This window comes from Pseudoalteromonas sp. R3, assembly GCF_004014715.1.
Taxonomy (GTDB): domain Bacteria; phylum Pseudomonadota; class Gammaproteobacteria; order Enterobacterales; family Alteromonadaceae; genus Pseudoalteromonas.
Window position 1 is genome coordinate 3,522,513 of the sequence record NZ_CP034835.1, and the last position, 17,761, is coordinate 3,540,273.

Genomic DNA, 17,761 nt, shown 5'->3' on the forward strand with positions numbered 1-17,761 from the left:
GTTTGAAAGCAAAAGTGCCTTTGTTATACCTTATTCACTGGCGAAAACAAATCCTGCCACTGTACTCGTTTTTTCTCATCTTTATGATAAGGTTAGGCCTATATTGTGGACATTTCCGAAGGACTGACATGGCCGAGTACCGCTTTTTATCATACCGTTTCGACAGCCAGACCCATACGCTTAAGCAAGGAAAACAGACGCTAGAACTGCGCCCAAAAGCCGCCCAGGTGTTAGGCTACCTGTTACAACATGCCAATATTCTTGTCACCAAACAGCAAATCATTGAAGCGGTCTGGGGCCATACCTATGTACAAGACCACCGTTTATTTCAGCTGATCAGCGAGCTCAGAAAACTGGCACCTGAGCAGGAATTGATCCGCACCTACCCAAATCAGGGTTACTGCTGGCAGGTAAAGACCAAACGAGTGTCGGCTCGTCCAATGCGCCAGCTAGCGGCTCTGGCGGCCTCAGTGGTATTGTCTTTGGGTACCGTCAGTACCGCCTACCTAAACAATCAGCATAGTCCAACCACAACACCAACCTTTCTGCCCGCGCTGACGGCCTATCACAAGGCCATCATTGCCTTTGAGCAACAGGACTACGCACACGCACAGCAATGGCTGACATTCAGTCTTCAGGAAAACCCGGACTCAATTGAAGCTCAGTTGCTGATGGCTGAAACCCTGCTGCAACTCAAAGACACTGCACAGGCACAACATTATGCCAACAATGTTGTTAAACATACGTTGGCCAATAGCTACTATTTTTCTCAGGCATCCGACGTGCTGAGCCGCCTATCGGCCAGCCAGGCCCGATTTACTGAAGCACTGGATTTTGCCATTCAGGGACAACAGGCCATAGATGAACAGGCAATTTGCAGTGCCGTGGTCATGCAACAACGGATCGCTGACTTGATCTTAGCGCAACCGGCACCATTGCACTCCCCAAAATTACAAAATGCTACGGTACAGCTGGTCACAACGCCAGACACACACTCGCAACAGGCGACCCTGTGCAAGCAGCTTACCCAGCCGGGACCGACCTCTATGCGGTTATGTCCAGCAAGTTACGACGTTCAGGCTGGCCGAGAACTTCTTGCTTAAATCACTGATTTTATTAGTTTGATAGAATATTTTAGGTAGCTTAAGACGAATTTATAAACCCTGTGTGGCAGCACACGTTATAACCGGTGTAATCTAATCACAACCGGAAATCATCACTATGAATTTGTCTTGTAAGTTTTCTACTTTACTGCTTGGGACTGCCCTGCTAAGCGCCCCGCCTCTGGCTGCTCAGTCCCAAAGCCCAGTCTCTGCGGCATCAGTGACCCAAATGGAAAAAGCAAAAAATAAATTGCGGGCGCTGACGGGGGCAGACATTGACTTTAAACTGCACCCCTACTCGGACGATTTCTATCGCCTCACCCTGGGCAATGAACACTTGCTGCTATCAAAAGATGGTAATTACCTGTTCAGTGGTCGTGTCATTGATGTGCGTAACCGGGTGGATCATATTGCCAAAATACAGCAAATCGCCAACCAGCAGAACATGGCTAACATCCCTTATGAGCAACTACTTACTTACCCGGCAAACAACGAGCAATACAGTATTACTGTGTTTACCGATATCGACTGTCCTTATTGTCGTAAGTTCCATAAAGAGTTGCCTGCATTGAATCAGCTGGGCGTCACCGTCCATTACGTTATGATCCCCAGAGGTCGCGCAGGCAGTCCAGCCTACGAGAAAACAGCAGCAACGCTTTGTGCTAAAAGGCCTAACGAGGCAATGGACGCAGCCATGCGCAGCACGCCAACCCCAACTCAAAACGCAGCGTGCAAACACTCACTGGATACCCAGGTCGCACTGGCCAGGCAATTTGGCTTTCAGTCCACGCCAACCATTTTGCTACCAAATGGGGAAGCTTTACCTGGCTACGTACCGGCCAAAGAGCTCGTCGCCCGACTGGAAAAGTTATAGCTATTGAGAGCACGGGATAAATCGGGTTAGTATATCAGCATAATTTGCCCGCCCTGTGTGCGCGTTTGCTTTGAGGAAACAATGCTGAATATCTGTATTACCCGCCGCGTATTAGGCTTTTCCCACCCGCTTGCATGGCTTCAAAAAGGCACGCTGATAATACTACTCATCATGTCTGTCGTGCCGATAGTTTACGCTGAAAACAGCACAGCAGCCCCACCATCAGAAGCTGTTCAAACAGCACGCCAGCAATTGGCACATGCGCAAACGCTTAACCAGCAAGAAGCCATAGACGCCTATCTCTCATTGCTTGACATGCCTGTACACGATGCACCCGATATACACTTTCAGGCCCTTGAATCCTTGTTTTTTTTGTACATACGTCAAGGGGATTATGAGGCGGCTAAAGCTACAGCAAATCAGCTCTCCACTCGCTCAATACAACTTGAAGATGCATACTACCCTGTATTTTCGAAGCTTTTGCTAGGTTACATAGAAGACCAGCAAAACCATTTTCCTCAGGCTGAGCAGCACTACCGAGATGCACTTGAGGATGCCCTGGCTATTGGCCATAACGAGTTAATGGCCAGGTCATATGAACGAATATCTTCTGTTCTTAGACGTCAGGATAAATATATCGAGGCACTGCAAATCGCTCAACGCTCAACCAATGTGTTACGGGATCTCGGTGAAGACTTACTCTATCTCAGTGCTTTACAAAATTTGGGGATTATCCAGGCTATTTTAGGTGATTACACCACCGCTCTGGCGACTTTGACTCAGGTATTTGAGCTGGCCACTAAACTGGATGATAGAGCGAGTATTGCCGATGCCTTATACGAAACGGGCGAAGTGTATCGGAAAATGGATAACTTCGAGCAAGCCCTGCCGCACTTTCAACAGGCTCATACACTTGATGAACAAGGCGGCAATAAATTACACATTGGCAACAGTGCCATGAAGATAGGCTATATCGAACTGGAACGTCAGGAATATGAGACTGCGCTGCAATATGCACGCAAAGCATACAGACTCTACCTGGAGGTTGACTCAAAAACTGGCCAGGCCAGAGTGCTCAACCTGCAAGGCCTAATTGCACTGAAGCAAAATAACCTCAGTGAAGCACAAGCACATCTAGCGCAAGGGCTGGCACTGGCCAGCCAGCACCAGTTTGAATCAATCGTGGTCCTGTTGCAGATCAGTACTATCAAGTTGGCGCAGGCACAACAACGCCATGAAGATGCCATCGCACTGAGCGACACGGCACTGGCTGCCGCCACTTCAATGCAGGACAAAAAACATCGGCTTGAACTCCATGCGTTGCGCGCAATCTCTTTTGAGGCGCTTAAGTTACATCAACAGGCACTGGCTGAAACTCAGGCTTACCACACATTGAGCGATGCCCTGGGGCAGAACCAGCATAATCTCACTCTGGCAGCCCTGCAAAGCAAAGTTGAGTTTATGCGCAAGCAGCAGGAAATTGAAAGCCTGAACCTGGACAGAGCGCTTCATCAGGCTGAACTCAGCCAGAGAGAGTGGCAACTGCGCGCCTGGTGGTTGGCGTCAGCTGCCTTGTTTATTCTGATCTCGGCACTTGCCTATCGGCAGGTTAAAAAGCGCAAACTGGCCGCGGAGCGGGCAACCCTACTACAAGAAGTGGTGGATAAAAAGAATGCAATGCTGGCGGATGTGTCCCATGAGATCCGCACACCACTGACCGCCTTACAGTTGCAGGTTGAGGCGTTGCAATTCAACATCGCTCAGGATGTAGACGCCTCTTACAACACCATCAACCGTAAGTTGTCGGATATCAACCGTCTTATTTCAGACATACACCAGCTGGCGATGGCCGACTCACAAAGTTTGCACCTGAATCTGGTGCAATGTAACCTGACCGAAGTGATGGTACTGTGGGAGCAGGAGTTTGCTCAGTTTACGCACGGCAAAGGCTTTGACTGGGAAGCCCGCATTCAGCTCACCGGTGCAGTCACAGTCAGCTGGGATGTTGATCGCATCAAGCAAGTGCTCACTAATTTGATTGCCAACAGTACGCTATATACGGATAAACCAGGTAAACAGCGGCTGACAGTCTGGCAGCAGCAAAAGCACATCCACATTACTCTGGAAGATACCGCACCGGGTGTTGCAGATGAGCACCTGAGCGAAATATTCGAACGGCTTTTCAGGGTAGAAAAGTCTCGCAGCCGACGTACAGGCGGCTCAGGTTTGGGCCTGGCTATCTGTAAAAGCCTGATTGAAGCACATCAGGGCACCATTTATGCCCAGCACAGTGAGCTGGGCGGGTTGAAAATGGTGATAAAACTACCTCTGGCGGTAAACTAAGGCACCTGCTTCCGGTCATGGCTGCCATAATCACGCAGCACCGATGCTACGCGAATGCGATAATGCTCAAAGATGTGCTCCCGTCCCTGTTGCTGGGCTGCTCGGTGTTCGCCATTGTTGTACCGCCGTCTCGTCACGCCAGAATGAAAGTGACAGTAACCGCTCGGGGTCGCCCAGGCTTTGATACCTTTCTATGGATATAAACCCGTCAATTTCTTGCAGTTTGGTTTTAAGGTCCGCCGCAACATCCAGATAAACCTGCCGCTTTTCTCTGTGCGGGGTCACTTCAAAAATAACGGCTATCACTGTACATTCACTCCCTGCAAAAAAGTGTGGGGGCACAAGATAAAAAGCTGCGCTTTTCCTGCAAAATAAAGCGCTCTTTAAGGGCAAAGTTAAAATTATCCCCGCCTTGCTGGTCTGCTTTGAGCCGAACCCGATACGCCTCGTATTCGGCCAGGCTGGCAAAATTGATCAAGCCATAAGCCACAAAATTGGTGCCTTCGTGTGGCAAAAAGTAGCCAATCAGCTCTCCTCCACACCTTGGGATGATCTCCCCCCAGTTTCGGGCATATTGCTCAAACAGCGCCAGTTTGCTCGGGTCTAACTGATATTCGATAAAACAAGTGATCATAGTGCATTGTCTCCGTTAGTGTTTTTAGGCACTATACAGACCACCCACTACCTATGCTTCGGTCAGTATCGAACTATTCCTATGCACGAACCAGACATCACCCTGATTGCCAGCTTAATTGGCGAGCCCGCCAGAGCCCGTATGCTCATCGCTCTCATGTCGGGTAAAGCCCTGACAGCAACGGAGCTATCATTAGAAGCGGACATAACAGCCCAGACTGCCAGCAGCCATTTGGCGAAATTAGTTGAAGGCTCGTTACTGTCGGTCAGAAAACAAGGCAGGCATAAATACTTCCAGTTGAAGAGTCAAAAAGTTGCAGGGTTAATTGAGCAACTACTGACACTCAGTAGCGAAATAACACTGAAAACACACACAGGACCAGCAGACCCCTATTTAAGACACGCACGAGTCTGTTATGACCATATTGCAGGTGAGTTGGGTATACAGCTATATGACGCACTGGCTGAAGCTAACTACATAGAAGACAAACAAGCTGAAACCCTGCTGACTCCGCAGGGAGTTGCCTTTTTTGAGCAGCTGGGTGTCTGCATTCACACACTTAAGAAAAAAAAGCGTCCAATCTGTAAATCGTGTCTGGACTGGAGTGAGCGTCGCAACCACCTGGCGGGTAGCCTGGGGCACTGGATTTTAAGTGATGCACTTGAGCGGGGGTGGCTGCAAAGAGTACCGGACTCCCGGGCACTTATCCTGGATAAGGCCCGTGGTGAGCTCTTTGCAAAAACCTATGGTATTGCGTTTACAGGCAATACTGAGAAATGATTTTATACACCTGATTGATATTATCGCCCGCTTTAAACTCTTTGGTCAGCGGTTCGGGCTCTGAACCAATCCAAATTTTCAGCTCCGCGTCGAGATCAAAATGACCCGCCGATTCTTTACTGAACTTGGTGATTTTACCGTATGGAATGCTCAGCATCTCCACTTTTGAGCCAGTAACGCCTTGCTTGTCTATCAGGATCAAACGTTTGTTAGTAAACACAAACATATCCCGGATCACTTTGTACGCCTGTGCTACACTTTCTCCTTCAATCAGAGTGTCGTTGAGTAGCTTATCCAACTCATCGCTGTCTACTTCGCTGGCATTGCCTAATAATCCACTTAATAATCCCATCTGGTTGCTCCTTTTAACTAATCAGCCACAAGCTTAGTAATATAACGCCCGTTTGTCGAAAGCCTTATCTTATTGCTCGCCTAAGCTGCCATAAGGTAAGGCTCTCGGCCCTGATGTTTATCCTTACGGCGGTAGCTGCCTTTGCCTTTTTTGCTCTTCTCTACTTTGCTTCTAAACAGCGGACTGGTTACCAATGCTTTTAAAGCGTTGTCTTTAATGTCGCCCCGTAAATGTTCGTGGGACTGGCTGCGCTTACTTGCCATTCTCTTTTTGCTCCTGAATTTAGTTTAAATAACCACCAACTGTGGCGCGCTGATTATTGATGTATTCCCCTTCGCACGCAAGTCAATTTTTTACTTTTTTAGTAAAATTTTTTTGTTCATTTCGCCTTCAGCTCAAGATTGTAACTCTCTATGCGCTATACTTTTTTCTTAACCGTAGAGTCGTACTAAAAAACCCTATGCGCAGCATTAAAACCTCAAACGGCATTACCCTGAGCTATCAGGATTGTGGTAACCGACATGCACCGGCGATTATTCTGATCATGGGGCTGGGCGCACAAATGACGGTGTGGCCTGACGAGCTGTATTTCGGCCTGGTCGACAGGGGGTTTAGAGTCATCCGCTTTGATAACCGGGATACCGGGCTATCGAGTCACCTTGACGAACACGGCACGCCCAACCTGTTCAAAACCTGGTTGCGTCGCAAAGTGCCATTTGGCAAACAGGCCCCCTACTCGCTAGAGGATATGGCAGACGATGTGCTGGCGCTGATGAAAGCGCTAAAAATTAAAAAAGCCCATCTGGTCGGCGCCTCAATGGGAGGCATGATAGCGCAAATTCTGGCGGCCAAGCAGCGTAAAAAAGTGCTCAGCCTGACCTCAATCATGTCTAACTCAAACAACCAGTTGATCTCAGGAAAAAGTCTGGGAGTGCTTATAAAGCTCGCACGGCTCACCCCCCGAAACAATAGCCCCCAGGCAGCCATTTCGTATAATGTCAGACTCAATCAACTGATTGGCAGTCCAGCCTACCCAAGAGATGAGCAAACCCTCCGTGAGCAGGCCACTATGCATATCAGCCGGGCCCATAACCCAGCAGGCTTTAAACGCCAGCTCGCGGCCATCACTGCAAGCGGCGACCGGCGTCATTTATTAACCCGGATCAAAGCCCCCACCTTAGTGATCCATGGCACTCACGACCCGATTTTTCCGCTTACTGCGGGCCAGCAAACCGCCGCTGAGATCCGTAAGGCACGGCTCAAAGTGGTAGAAGGCCTCGGACATGACTTTCCGCCCATACTGATGGGGAAAATGGCAAAGTGGATTGCCAAACACGTTAAAAAAGCCGAACTAAAGCGGCTAAAAAAGAAGCAAAAGAAAAAGTCGGAAACACGAAAAGAAATAAAATTATCAGTGCAAGAAAAAACGCCCTAACCATTAAATATGCGCTTTGGCGCAATATTCACTTTTCTTCTAAGTAATTTTATCGGTATGCTTAGCAACACATCAGACCAGTTAAAATCATCAACATGAAAACACGTATTACTGACTTACTGGGCATAGAAAAGCCCATCATCTTACCAGGCATGAGCTGGATCTCAGTTCCTGAGCTGGTTGCAGCGGTATCCAATGCCGGCGGCCTGGGGATTTTAGCCACCGGACCGTTAACGCAAGAGCAAACCCGCCAGGCTATTGCTAAAATTCGCACCCTCACCGATAAGCCTTTTGGCGTTGGTATCACCTTGCTGATGCCCGGCGCAAAAGAAAACGCCAAAGTCGCGCTGGCTGAGCAGGTGCCGGTGATTAACTTTTCGCTGGGTAAAGGCGACTGGATAGTCGAAGGCGTTAAACGTTATGGCGGTAAAACCATTGCCACCGTAGTCACCGAAAAGCATGCCCTGGCCGCGCAAAAAAGTGGCGCTGATGCCCTGCTGGTAACCGGCCATGAAGCCGCCGCACACGGTGGTGAGGTCACATCCCTGTGCCTGGTGCCCAACATTGTTGAGCTGGTCGACATTCCCGTTATCGCCGCAGGTGGTTTTTCCGATGGCAAAGGCTTACTGGCGGCACTGGCTTTGGGGGCCGATGCCGTTGCCATGGGCTCTCGGCTGGCAACCAGCACACAAAGCCCGGTCCACCAGAATGTAAAACAGGCAGTGGTCGATAAAAAGGTCGCCGACACCATTTACTCTAAGAACTTCGATGGCCTTTATGCCCGGGTGATGAAAACCCCGATGGCTGAAAAAGCCACCCGCCGCCCGATGAATCCCATAGTTGCTGTCTTCAAGTCTTTCAAAGCCTCAAAAATGGTCGATATGCCACTGTGGAAATTACTACTGGGCTTACTGGCTCAGTTCGACAAAATTCGTATGCTTACCCTCTTTGGCGCCGCCACCGAAAAGCTGGAAGCCGCCACCATCAGGGGCGACCTGGAGCACGGCGTCCAGTTTATTGGCCAGTCACAGGGAATGATCCGAGATATCGAGCCTGTTGAGGTATTGATCGAACGAATCATAACTGAAGCAAAAACCGAACATGCCCGGGTAAACAAGCTGCTGGCAGAGTGATTTGCAATAGCAGCTTATTTCGCAAGTAAGGCCACCGGGTGATTTTAAATGGCTTTCTGTATAATAATTGTGTGTAATAATCGACTGTAATTAAAACACTTATATTAGCCAGACACCCAGATGCAACAGGTAATCGACATCCAGTGGTGGCAGCTGGGCTTGTTCAGCCTGACCCTGCTGCTGCCCTTTACTATCAACGCGCTGTATCAGCTCAATATTGGCAAAGAAGCCGTGATTGGGCTGATCCGCATGGTTGTTCAGTTATTGCTGGTCGGCCTGTATCTGGAATATCTGTTCACCCTCAATCATCTCTGGGTGAATCTGGCCTGGTTATTGGTGATGCTGCTCATCGGCAGCAGTGCTATTCTCAGTAAAGCCCGGCTTCCCAGGCGAGCGTTATTTGTAGCCGTGTTTACCGGACTGTGCGTCGGGCTCATACCCCTGTTAAGCTTTGTCACTCTGGTGATTATCCAGCCAACGCCCTATTACCATGCACAATACCTGATCCCGCTGGCCGGCATGTTGCTGGGCAACAGCCTCAATGCCAACATCGTTTGCCTGCAACACTTTTTCGATGCTTTTAAAACCCGCTGGCCGGAATATGAAGCCGCACTGTCACTGGGTGCACAGGTGCGCGAAGCCACTTTGCCCTTTGTACAAAACGCGCTGCAAAAGGCACTGGCACCTATTCTGGCGACTATGGCCACCACAGGCCTGGTGTCGCTGCCCGGCATGATGACCGGCCAGATCCTCGGCGGTGCCAGCCCCATGGTCGCCATTAAATATCAGGTGATGATCATGATTGCCGTCTGGGTCATGATGAGCGTGTCTATTACCGTATGCTTGTTTATCGCCGTGCGTAGTGTGATTAGCCCGCAGGGTAAACTGAATTCTGAGTGCCTGGAGCAAGGAATAGCCGAACGTGGCTAGATAACAATGGACACACCAACCTGGCCTATATGGAAGATAAGGCCAAACTGCTGCGAGCTCTTTTTTTAAGCACTAACTAAAACATGAAAGTAGCGATTGACATGCTGGATCTAGTTTGCATCCTTTACCGATGAGCTTGCTTTGCACAAAGTAAAGCCGCTTGAGAAGCCCTATGATTGTTGATAAGTTAAAATCGCGTATAGCCTTAAATGGCTGACTTTCAATATAGTCAGACGGTGTACAAACAGATTAATTGTGGTGAGTGCACAACTCTAATTTTTAGGAAGGAACGGTGAAAAAACTTATCTTTTTAACAGCTTTATTTATTGGTATATCATCATCGAATGCGAGTGAAATAAGTCCAAAAGACTTGATTGGAATTTGGGGAAACTCAGAAGATGGAGGGAAGACATTTTGGGGATATGATCAGTACTTCGCTGATGGCAGCCTTAAATCTTGGGGGCAAATTCCCGAGACACCAGTAAAGTACAAGCTCGAGGGAACCTATCAAGTAAAACATAAGTTTAAACTTAGTAGCTGTTTAACCATCAGCAAAACATCTCACCCTGAATTTATACCTACTGGTACGCATTGGTGCGATGAAATCATTAAGCTAAATGACAAAGTTTTTACTTTTAAGAGTAGCAATGGAAAAATGACAACTCTATATCGACAAAACCCAAAATCAGGGCGTTAATTCTGAAATAAAAGACACTCAGCTTGAGGGAGTTGCCCGAAAGTACTTATGTCAATATCACCTGCTTTGGTATAACGCTCAATTTTTGGAGTGGGTGTTTTATCAAAAATACTGGGCTTCAACTGGAAGAGTAATCTGATGAAATTAATACCATTTATTGCTGGCTGTGCGCTTACTTATATCGGATATGAAAAACTGACTTCAGCGTCACCGGAACAAATAGGCTGGTTACTTGTTGCTGTGGGTGTTGTTTTCATTCTGAGCTCCTTCAGTACATCAAAGGGTAAAACCGGGTTTAGTATAGAGTTGGGTAACGACGACTCTAGCGGCAGTGGAAGCTCTGATGGCGGCGGCGGTGACTGATTAAGCCACAGTGTTCAAGGCGAGTACCTAACAACACAACTCAATGATCTTTCCAAAATGACGCCCGGAGGGAAGTTGATGCCAGAACCGGCAGATGGTACTTAACAAAGTACCATCCCCAATCGCTCTATTTCTTCACACCCTAAAAAACTTACAAGGCTGATACTAAAGCTTACAATCAAATTACCCACCTCTGGGAGCGTGAGGAATTTGATATGACCAATGGCATTGCACAGCATCAGAAGGCGATTCGTTTTGTTAAACAACGCGGCAACGCGCTGGATATTAGCTGCGGTTGCACAGGGCGTTTTATAGAGTTGCTGGTCAATGAAGGTTTTAAACCATCTGGTATAGATATTTCAGAAAAAATGCTTGCTCTGGCGAAACGTAAGCACCCAGATATTACTTTTGTGCAAGGTGATATTTGCACTTATCTGATTGTAGAAAAACCGTGAACGGTACATCAACTCAAGAACCCAAAAGCATATAGAGGCACATTTAGCCCAGGCTAAGCCCAAACTGACCCAAAGGCTCATTCATTGGTAAAAGTGACGCAGTTCGAAAATAAAACCATATATTACAATTTGTTATAGACTTCTTTGCACCAAACATAAATCTATTTGAGTAAAAAATAGCTTTTTAATAAGACACCTGAATACACCGCATCCTAAGCTGAATAGCAGATAACAACGTAAATTCAGGTGTTTTATGTCGCACAATTCCAGACGTCACTTTATTAAAAATCTCGCAGCAGGCACGCTGGCAGGTGCTTTTGCCTCCACCGCACAGGCTCAAACAATGCTGACTCCCAGAGAAATGGAAGGACCCTATTACCCCATTATCCCACAAAAAGACCAGGATGCTGATCTGACCCAGGTGGCCGGCAAATCAGGTGTCGCTCAGGGAACGCATATAGAAATAGCCGGGCAAGTATTTGATCACGAGGGACATACCGTTGAAGATGTCACGTTAGACTTGTGGCAGGCGAATGCTTTTGGTAAGTATCATCACCCTCACGACACCAGCGAGGCACCTATCGATGAACACTTTCAGGCCTGGGCCATTATACAAAGTGGCAAACAAGGGCGGTTTCGTTTCAAAACCGTGTTCCCGGGTGCCTACCCGCTCAATGCCAGTAGTCAACGCACACCGCATATTCACCTTAAAGCGTCTAAGCTGGGTTATGACACGCTACTGACTCAACTGTACTTTCCGGATCACCCGCTTAATCACAAAGATGGCCTGTTTAAACGAAAAAGTACACAGGAGCAGGCACTTATGACGGTCAAACGAACTGAACGTGAAAATCATTACCTGTTCAATTTGGTGATACAAAAGATACCACTTTAGAACCTTTAGCCCCCCTTTTCAGCTTCATTCTAAATGATGAGCCCACACCTAGTGCGGGCTGACTCACTTTGCTTATGTATACCAAGTACAGGAACAAGGTAACACGCTGATCTAGATAAGTTTTATATCTCAAGGACAAAACGCCACTTTTGAATAAATGCTCTAGATACAAAGCGACAAAAACAGAATAAAGGATGACTAAAAAGCCAAAATATACACATTTCTTCCTTATTTCATTCCTACACTAGTGTTGGAATCGCAATTTTATATTCCACACAATAATGACCTTCCCGGCGACATGCCGCGGGGGCAACACACACTCTCAGTTACGTTATAGACAGCAGTGTGCAAGCGCTACCCAACCACACACTGTTGTTAAGGATCATACCTATGAAAGCAAGATTATTCGGGCTATGGTTACTGCCTCTGAGCATATACTCAGGGTTAGTTCAGGCAAACACCGACACGCTCCCCACCCCACAGCAATTCACGGCAAAAGTGCACAGCAGCAATCAAGTTGCGCTAAGCTGGCAGGCACCGCAAGATACCAGCAATATCAAAGGCTATCGCATCTATCGGGATGGCAAACGCATTGCCCGTACCACACTCACCTTTTACCAGGATGACAGTGCGATGGCGGGTACTGAATACAGCTACTTTGTGCAAGCTTTTGCCAAGGGTAAAGATAAAAACAAGCTCACCAGTGAACCGTCAAACACCGAAACGGTGACTACGCTGGCAAGTGATAGCAATGATGGCATGCGCAATGGCTCAGTAATAAATATTGGCATTGCGCGTTTGGTCGATTTGTGCGGTACCAACGACCTCAATGCCGTGACGGATGAGCAGCTCGATACCTGCATGGGCAAAGTCATTGAACATTATGAGTTGCAGCAGGGGCTGGAAGATATGCAGGCCTATGTTGCCCGCTATCGTCGACAGGAAGACCCGAAACTGATTGATCTGGGTAAACGACTGTTCTTTAGTAAGGCGCTGAGTCAAAACTATGATACCTCCTGCGCTTCTTGCCACCACCCTGCACAAGGTTGTGGAGGCGATGGCCTGTCTTTATCCATTGGCGTCAATGCTGAGAACCCAGATGTCATCGGACTGGGCCGCACAGACGGCAGTACTATCCCTTCTGTTGGACGCAGCTCACCACAGATCTGCAACACGGCCCTATGGGTTAACAGTATGTTCTGGGATCAAAGGGTAAAACTGCGTCAGAGCAACCGTGAAAGTGAAGTGGGCCTGGTGTCCACGGCCCCGATTATGACCCCAGAAGATGACGTAACCCGACTGATGAACAGCCAGGTTGCCAATACAGATCCCTTGCGTCTGTTAATGGCTCAGGCTCATTTCCCTGTCACCGCAGCCGCTGAAATGGGCGATCCAACCAGCTTTGAATCCCCACAAGCCTATCGTGAATTTATTGCCAGCCGGCTGGCCGATGAATGGAAAAGCCATTTCGCAGCAGCCTACGGCGACGAACAGATTGATTTCTTGCGTATCGCCAGAGCACTTGCGGCGTATCAGGCCTCATTCTTGTTTATCGACAATCCTTTTTTCAACTACATCGAAGGTGACATGGCCCGCCTGAACAACACAGAAAAACGCGGAGCATTACTGTTTTACACCTCAGCAGGATGCGCTAACTGCCACGATGGCGTGATGTTTACCCCGGAAAAAACCCGTGGCCCGCTTTACCCGCAGATTGGGCCTAACGCCGTCGCCGATGGTAATGCCAAAAACCAGTTCCGCATGCCGAGCCTGCTCAATGTTGGGATCACTGCACCTTACGGCGATAAAGGTGTTTTCCCGACACTAGAGCGTGTTATCGAACACTACAATGACGTAACAGGTTCCCTGGAAAGCTTTTATCACAATGTTGAAACCTGCCAGTTGCCACAATTTCAGCACCTGACAACAGAGCAGTGCCGCGAGATTGTTGGTGGAGGCGAAGAGTATGTTCTGGCACTTAACGCCGAGAACAGAGCAAATTCAGATAGAGGCGATGATGCCATCATCAAACACTTCACCAGTGATGAAATACATTACCTGGCCACCTTCTTGCGCTCGCTCACCGACCCCAATGCGGTGGCTGGCAGCAACGCTATAGATGTGCTCATCCCACCCCGAGATGGTGGGCCTGATGGCCACCAGTTTGATGCCTTAGACAAAAACGGCAATCCGCTTTAACTCGACCCAACCAAAAAGGGCTGTCTATGCAGCCCTTTTATTCACACGCTTTCTCAATCCGATAGTGCCTACATATAACTCTCAGCATCATAGAAAAGCTGTTTCAGCGTGCCGCAGTTGATAAACTTATAGGCCAGTTCGCCTTCGCTCGGCACCCGTTTAGAGGCCCTAAATTTTTGCAGGCAGGCCCCCGTTAAGTCGACAAAAATCAGATGATTAAAGCTGGGTCTTTGCTGTATTTTGTGGACATAAATACGTTCCGTTTTGTTGATTTCAATCACATCATACTCATGCCACTGCGATGCAGGTTCCAGTTTGCTGAGCTTTCGGGCAAAAAGTTTGTCACTGAGCACCAATTGTCTTTGTGGGTACACCAGCCTGCCACCGCGCGCATAATGTCCCTCATATACATCTGCGGTGATCATGACTTCCTCCCCCCGTTCCAACCGTTGCAAATTAAATGGCTCCGGTTTAATGGTGATCAGCTTGGCATCACGAACCAGGCTCAAAAAAGCCACATCGGGATTTTCCACACGGTAGACCACATGGATATCATTAGGTAATCCGTAAGACGGAAAATTTGTTGCGTAAATCCGAGATCCCCGATTCATCAGCGCCATACCGTGCTCCCCTTTGTAAGCAGGATTCAGTGGCGGGGCTTGTTTTTCATCGGCTGCAGCCAGTGCAGTAAACAGCAAGATAGCGAGCAGAATGACTCTCATCGTTGGTTCCTTCAGAGTGTTTCCACTCAGTATAGCAAGCAATGACTAACACATCCGGGTACAAGCGTGCTCGTGCATGAGTACCTTCAAACTTGCTTTGCTGGCGGACAGCTCACAATTTAACTTTTTCAATCAACTACTCTATGAGTCCATTCCTCTATCAGCTGTCTGACAGAAACGAAAAAGCCGCCTGGGGTCAACCGGGCGGCAAAACATCAACGTTGCCAAAAGTAAAGGTTATGGCTGAACCGGGATCAGATTGAAGTTTTCAAGTCTGCCGTCCAGGTTGCGATGCGCTTCAATTTCAGCGAAGAAAGCCTGGCCATTACGTGTGGCTGGTGTAGCCACTGTATAGAATACAAAGTTCAGACCTGCAACAACCTGTTGCTGAGCCGCCAGAATGTCATAACGTACACCAACCAGTGATTCAATCTGCTCAGCCGCTGCTTTTTCAGCATCGGTGAACTCATCACGCAGTGCTACACCATCGAACGAGCCGATAGGTGGAACAAGAACAGGACGACTTAATATACGCTCTGCTGTTTCAGTGTACTTGTTATCCAGCGCATGGATCACGATAAGCTCAAGTTTGTTCACTTTTGCCACGTCCGGTGCAACAACTGGCTCAACCAAACAGTAGAACGCATAGTTAATACCATTAACTACTTGAGACTGGCCTGCCAGTGGAGTGATTTTTACACCATCGCGCTGATTAATGTGCTCAAACGCATTGATAAAGTCTTTGCTGAAATCTTTCGCCAGTACAACTGAACCATAGGCACCCAGGTTATGAACTGTCTGAGACATAATTGTTTCCTTATTATTTCCAGTAATCCCGCACCATGCGGGGCTTATTCAACTGGCACTCAGTGTAGATGCGAATGACTCACTTGTTAGTATCAGTTTGGTATCAGTTTGGTATCAGTTTCCCCGCCCCCAAAACTAAGACATTAGGGTGAAAAAATACTGACAGTGTGTAGCAAAAAGTGGACACTCTAAGTGGCTTTAACAATTTGGCAAAAAGCGCTCAGGACTGCTAGCCTTAGCATCCAAACAAGTCAGGAGCACTTCAATGGACGGTAGAGTCAAACTCAATTTTCGTCGGCTCAAAGAGCTAAGAAAAAGTCTTGGCCTGAGTCAGGAAAAACTGGCATGTGCTTGCCAGGACCAGGCTTTATGTGTGTCAATTGCCACGCTGAAACGCGCCGAATGTGGCAATCGGGTGTATTACCGTACGGCAGGCGATCTGGCACGCTTTTACCAGATCCCCGTTGCCGAGCTATTGACTGAGCAGTAAAGCACCATCAATAAAAGAGCGGCACAAAAGCAGACTAGCAGCGTTTCAATCGCCCATAGTCTGCGTATATCGCACTCATATATGGCACATCAAACTGATGACAAAAATTGCTATGTTGGGGTAAATCTTGTACTCTTCCGGCCCGCATTCTTCAGAGTACACAAACATGAGCTTCAGCAGTCTTGGCTTATCTCCCGAAATTAATCAAGCCGTAGCCGATCAGGGTTACTCAACGCCAACCCCTATTCAGGAGCAAGCCATTCCCGCCATCTTAAAAGGCCGGGACATTATGGCCGCAGCCCAGACAGGCACAGGCAAAACAGCAGGCTTTACCCTGCCCATGCTGGAGCTATTGAGCAGCAAACCAAAAGTGAAAGCCAATCAGGTCAGGGCTCTGATCCTGACACCGACCCGTGAACTGGCGGATCAAGTCTGGCAAAGTGTTGAACTGTATAGTAAACACCTTACTTTGTCCTGCCAGGTTGTCTACGGTGGCGTGAAAATCAACCCACAAATGATGAAGCTGCGCAAAGGAGCTGATGTACTGGTTGCGACACCGGGCCGGTTGCTCGACTTGTACCAACAAAATGCGGTGAAGTTCGATCAGTTAGACATTTTTGTGCTCGACGAAGCAGACAGAATGCTGGATATGGGGTTTATCCACGACATTAAACGCCTCATTAAGTTGCTGCCACCAAAGCGTCAGAACTTATTATTTTCAGCCACTTTTTCTGATGAGATCCGCTCACTCGCCAAGGGGCTTATTCAGGATCCTGTTGAGATTTCCGTGGCACCAGCCAACAGCACCGCCAAAAGCGTCACTCAATGGGCTTACCCGGTAGATAAAAGCCGACGTACCGCCTTACTCAAGCACCTGATAAACACGCATGACTGGCAACAGGTACTGGTCTTTACCCGCACCAAACATGGTGCTAATCGCCTGGTACGTGACCTCGAAAAGAGTAAAATTAATGCCGCAGCGATCCACGGCAATAAGAGTCAGAGTGCGCGAATGAAGGCGCTTGCAGGCTTTAAGAGTGGTGAGTTACGCGTATTAGTGGCCACCGACATTGTGGCGCGAGGCCTGGATATTCAGGAATTACCACACGTCGTCAACTTTGACTTGCCCAATGTGTACGAAGACTACGTGCACCGTATTGGTCGCACGGGTCGAGCCGGTGCCACCGGTGAGGCAGTCTCGTTTGTCAGTGAAGATGTTGCCAGCGATCTGTTCGGCATTGAGCGCTTAATCCAGCAGTTGATCCCGCGCGTTGTAGAGCCTGGGTTCGAGCCTCAAAACCCGGTTCCTGAGTCAAAACTGGACACTCGGCCAATTAAGCCAAAGAAACCGAAAAAACCTAAGAAACCAAAAACAGCCACAGCGGAGCAATCCGCTCAGCGCAAGCCGGCGGACAAGCCCAAAAACGGCCAAGAGCCGCAATCCGGGAATGATAAAACCGCTGCGCCAAAACGCCGCAGAAGACGTCCTGCCAATAGTCAGGGCAAACCCGGCGGTAATAAACCTGCGGCACAGAAAAAGCCAAACTAA

Annotated in this window: 19 protein-coding genes and 1 pseudogene; 14 read left to right on the forward strand and 6 right to left on the reverse strand. The window is 48.3% G+C overall.

The window, feature by feature from the left end:
- Positions 1-128 precede the first annotated feature (128 nt).
- The 3 genes from ELR70_RS20575 (at position 129) to ELR70_RS20585 (ending at position 4,320) form a co-directional block, all read left to right on the forward strand.
- Positions 129-1,103, forward strand: a complete 975-nt coding sequence (locus ELR70_RS20575; protein WP_054015855.1) for a winged helix-turn-helix domain-containing protein — start codon at positions 129-131, stop codon at positions 1,101-1,103.
- A 118-nt stretch (positions 1,104-1,221) separates the two neighbouring features.
- Entirely contained in the window at positions 1,222-1,977 is a 756-nt protein-coding gene (locus ELR70_RS20580; protein ID WP_054015856.1) for a DsbC family protein, read from the forward strand.
- Positions 1,978-2,058: 81 nt separating this feature from the next.
- Positions 2,059-4,320 carry a tetratricopeptide repeat protein gene (locus ELR70_RS20585; protein WP_054015857.1) on the forward strand — a complete coding sequence of 754 codons (2,262 nt, stop codon included), beginning with the start codon at positions 2,059-2,061 and terminating at the stop codon, positions 4,318-4,320.
- Here the strand turns inward: ELR70_RS20585 and ELR70_RS20590 are convergent.
- Positions 4,317-4,626: pseudogene (locus ELR70_RS20590) on the reverse strand (antibiotic biosynthesis monooxygenase). The gene ELR70_RS20585 and the pseudogene ELR70_RS20590 overlap by 4 nt on opposite strands.
- Before the next feature lie 7 nt (positions 4,627-4,633).
- Positions 4,634-4,954, reverse strand: coding sequence for an NIPSNAP family protein (locus ELR70_RS20595; protein ID WP_128064701.1), 321 nt, complete (start codon positions 4,952-4,954; stop codon positions 4,634-4,636).
- 81 nt (positions 4,955-5,035) lie between these two features.
- Here ELR70_RS20595 and ELR70_RS20600 point away from each other — a divergent pair, with 81 nt between their 5' ends.
- The gene (locus tag ELR70_RS20600) at positions 5,036-5,734 is read left to right on the forward strand and encodes a winged helix-turn-helix domain-containing protein (RefSeq protein ID WP_054015859.1); all 699 of its coding nucleotides are present in this window, start codon (positions 5,036-5,038) and stop codon (positions 5,732-5,734) included.
- On the opposite strand, the gene ELR70_RS20605 is transcribed toward ELR70_RS20600, so the two are convergent.
- Positions 5,712-6,086: a PH domain-containing protein gene (locus tag ELR70_RS20605; RefSeq protein ID WP_046003562.1), complete on the reverse strand. Its 375-nt coding sequence runs from the start codon at positions 6,084-6,086 to the stop codon at positions 5,712-5,714. The two genes, ELR70_RS20600 and ELR70_RS20605, sit on opposite strands and share 23 nt — an antisense overlap.
- 80 nt (positions 6,087-6,166) lie before the next feature.
- Positions 6,167-6,349 (reverse strand): ribosome alternative rescue factor ArfA, encoded by a 183-nt coding sequence (locus ELR70_RS20610; protein ID WP_046003563.1) that lies wholly within the window; start codon positions 6,347-6,349, stop codon positions 6,167-6,169.
- A 197-nt stretch (positions 6,350-6,546) separates the two neighbouring features.
- Between ELR70_RS20610 and ELR70_RS20615 the strand changes: the two genes are divergently transcribed.
- The 8 genes from ELR70_RS20615 (at position 6,547) to ELR70_RS20650 (ending at position 14,193) form a co-directional block, all read left to right on the forward strand.
- Positions 6,547-7,521 carry an alpha/beta hydrolase gene (locus ELR70_RS20615; RefSeq protein ID WP_054015860.1) on the forward strand — a complete coding sequence of 325 codons (975 nt, stop codon included), beginning with the start codon at positions 6,547-6,549 and terminating at the stop codon, positions 7,519-7,521.
- Between the two features lie 95 nt (positions 7,522-7,616).
- Positions 7,617-8,654: a nitronate monooxygenase gene (locus tag ELR70_RS20620; RefSeq protein ID WP_054015861.1), complete on the forward strand. Its 1,038-nt coding sequence runs from the start codon at positions 7,617-7,619 to the stop codon at positions 8,652-8,654.
- 120 nt (positions 8,655-8,774) lie between these two features.
- Positions 8,775-9,584, forward strand: a complete 810-nt coding sequence (locus ELR70_RS20625) for an ABC transporter permease (RefSeq protein WP_054015862.1) — start codon at positions 8,775-8,777, stop codon at positions 9,582-9,584.
- Positions 9,585-9,876: 292 nt separating this feature from the next.
- On the forward strand, positions 9,877-10,281 hold the full coding sequence (locus ELR70_RS20630; protein ID WP_054015863.1) for a hypothetical protein: 405 nt from the start codon (positions 9,877-9,879) through the stop codon (positions 10,279-10,281).
- Between the two features lie 138 nt (positions 10,282-10,419).
- On the forward strand, positions 10,420-10,644 hold the full coding sequence (locus ELR70_RS20635) for a hypothetical protein (protein ID WP_054015864.1): 225 nt from the start codon (positions 10,420-10,422) through the stop codon (positions 10,642-10,644).
- Between the two features lie 215 nt (positions 10,645-10,859).
- The gene (locus ELR70_RS20640) at positions 10,860-11,099 is read left to right on the forward strand and encodes a class I SAM-dependent methyltransferase (protein WP_082353220.1); all 240 of its coding nucleotides are present in this window, start codon (positions 10,860-10,862) and stop codon (positions 11,097-11,099) included.
- Positions 11,100-11,352: 253 nt separating this feature from the next.
- Positions 11,353-11,994: a protocatechuate 3,4-dioxygenase gene (locus ELR70_RS20645; protein WP_054015865.1), complete on the forward strand. Its 642-nt coding sequence runs from the start codon at positions 11,353-11,355 to the stop codon at positions 11,992-11,994.
- 390 nt (positions 11,995-12,384) lie between these two features.
- Positions 12,385-14,193: a cytochrome c peroxidase gene (locus ELR70_RS20650; RefSeq protein WP_054015866.1), complete on the forward strand. Its 1,809-nt coding sequence runs from the start codon at positions 12,385-12,387 to the stop codon at positions 14,191-14,193.
- A 68-nt stretch (positions 14,194-14,261) separates the two neighbouring features.
- Here ELR70_RS20650 and ELR70_RS20655 read toward each other — a convergent pair whose 3' ends face one another.
- Complete coding sequence (locus ELR70_RS20655; protein WP_054015867.1) at positions 14,262-14,915, reverse strand: hypothetical protein; 654 nt, start codon at positions 14,913-14,915, stop codon at positions 14,262-14,264.
- Between the two features lie 237 nt (positions 14,916-15,152).
- The gene (locus ELR70_RS20660) at positions 15,153-15,722 is read right to left on the reverse strand and encodes a hypothetical protein (RefSeq protein WP_054015868.1); all 570 of its coding nucleotides are present in this window, start codon (positions 15,720-15,722) and stop codon (positions 15,153-15,155) included.
- Between the two features lie 265 nt (positions 15,723-15,987).
- On the opposite strand from ELR70_RS20660, the gene ELR70_RS20665 reads away from it, so the two are divergent.
- Both ELR70_RS20665 and ELR70_RS20670 read left to right on the forward strand, forming a co-directional pair.
- Positions 15,988-16,212 carry a helix-turn-helix transcriptional regulator gene (locus ELR70_RS20665; RefSeq protein WP_054015869.1) on the forward strand — a complete coding sequence of 75 codons (225 nt, stop codon included), beginning with the start codon at positions 15,988-15,990 and terminating at the stop codon, positions 16,210-16,212.
- A gap of 166 nt (positions 16,213-16,378) precedes the next feature.
- On the forward strand, positions 16,379-17,761 hold the full coding sequence (locus ELR70_RS20670) for a DEAD/DEAH box helicase (RefSeq protein ID WP_054015870.1): 1,383 nt from the start codon (positions 16,379-16,381) through the stop codon (positions 17,759-17,761).

Coding starts and splice junctions, on each gene's coding strand:
- ELR70_RS20660 (WP_054015868.1), bottom strand. CDS start 15,722: ATGTCTCAGACAGTTCATAACCTGGGTGCCTATGGTTCAGTTGTACTG.
- ELR70_RS20600 (WP_054015859.1), top strand. CDS start 5,036: ATGCACGAACCAGACATCACCCTGATTGCCAGCTTAATTGGCGAGCCC.
- ELR70_RS20580 (WP_054015856.1), top strand. CDS start 1,222: ATGAATTTGTCTTGTAAGTTTTCTACTTTACTGCTTGGGACTGCCCTG.
- ELR70_RS20645 (WP_054015865.1), top strand. CDS start 11,353: ATGTCGCACAATTCCAGACGTCACTTTATTAAAAATCTCGCAGCAGGC.
- ELR70_RS20610 (WP_046003563.1), bottom strand. CDS start 6,349: ATGGCAAGTAAGCGCAGCCAGTCCCACGAACATTTACGGGGCGACATT.
- ELR70_RS20655 (WP_054015867.1), bottom strand. CDS start 14,915: ATGAGAGTCATTCTGCTCGCTATCTTGCTGTTTACTGCACTGGCTGCA.
- ELR70_RS20640 (WP_082353220.1), top strand. CDS start 10,860: ATGACCAATGGCATTGCACAGCATCAGAAGGCGATTCGTTTTGTTAAA.
- ELR70_RS20595 (WP_128064701.1), bottom strand. CDS start 4,954: ATGATCACTTGTTTTATCGAATATCAGTTAGACCCGAGCAAACTGGCG.
- ELR70_RS20585 (WP_054015857.1), top strand. CDS start 2,059: ATGCTGAATATCTGTATTACCCGCCGCGTATTAGGCTTTTCCCACCCG.
- ELR70_RS20670 (WP_054015870.1), top strand. CDS start 16,379: ATGAGCTTCAGCAGTCTTGGCTTATCTCCCGAAATTAATCAAGCCGTA.
- ELR70_RS20665 (WP_054015869.1), top strand. CDS start 15,988: ATGGACGGTAGAGTCAAACTCAATTTTCGTCGGCTCAAAGAGCTAAGA.
- ELR70_RS20575 (WP_054015855.1), top strand. CDS start 129: ATGGCCGAGTACCGCTTTTTATCATACCGTTTCGACAGCCAGACCCAT.
- ELR70_RS20620 (WP_054015861.1), top strand. CDS start 7,617: ATGAAAACACGTATTACTGACTTACTGGGCATAGAAAAGCCCATCATC.
- ELR70_RS20625 (WP_054015862.1), top strand. CDS start 8,775: ATGCAACAGGTAATCGACATCCAGTGGTGGCAGCTGGGCTTGTTCAGC.
- ELR70_RS20615 (WP_054015860.1), top strand. CDS start 6,547: ATGCGCAGCATTAAAACCTCAAACGGCATTACCCTGAGCTATCAGGAT.
- ELR70_RS20650 (WP_054015866.1), top strand. CDS start 12,385: ATGAAAGCAAGATTATTCGGGCTATGGTTACTGCCTCTGAGCATATAC.
- ELR70_RS20635 (WP_054015864.1), top strand. CDS start 10,420: ATGAAATTAATACCATTTATTGCTGGCTGTGCGCTTACTTATATCGGA.
- ELR70_RS20605 (WP_046003562.1), bottom strand. CDS start 6,086: ATGGGATTATTAAGTGGATTATTAGGCAATGCCAGCGAAGTAGACAGC.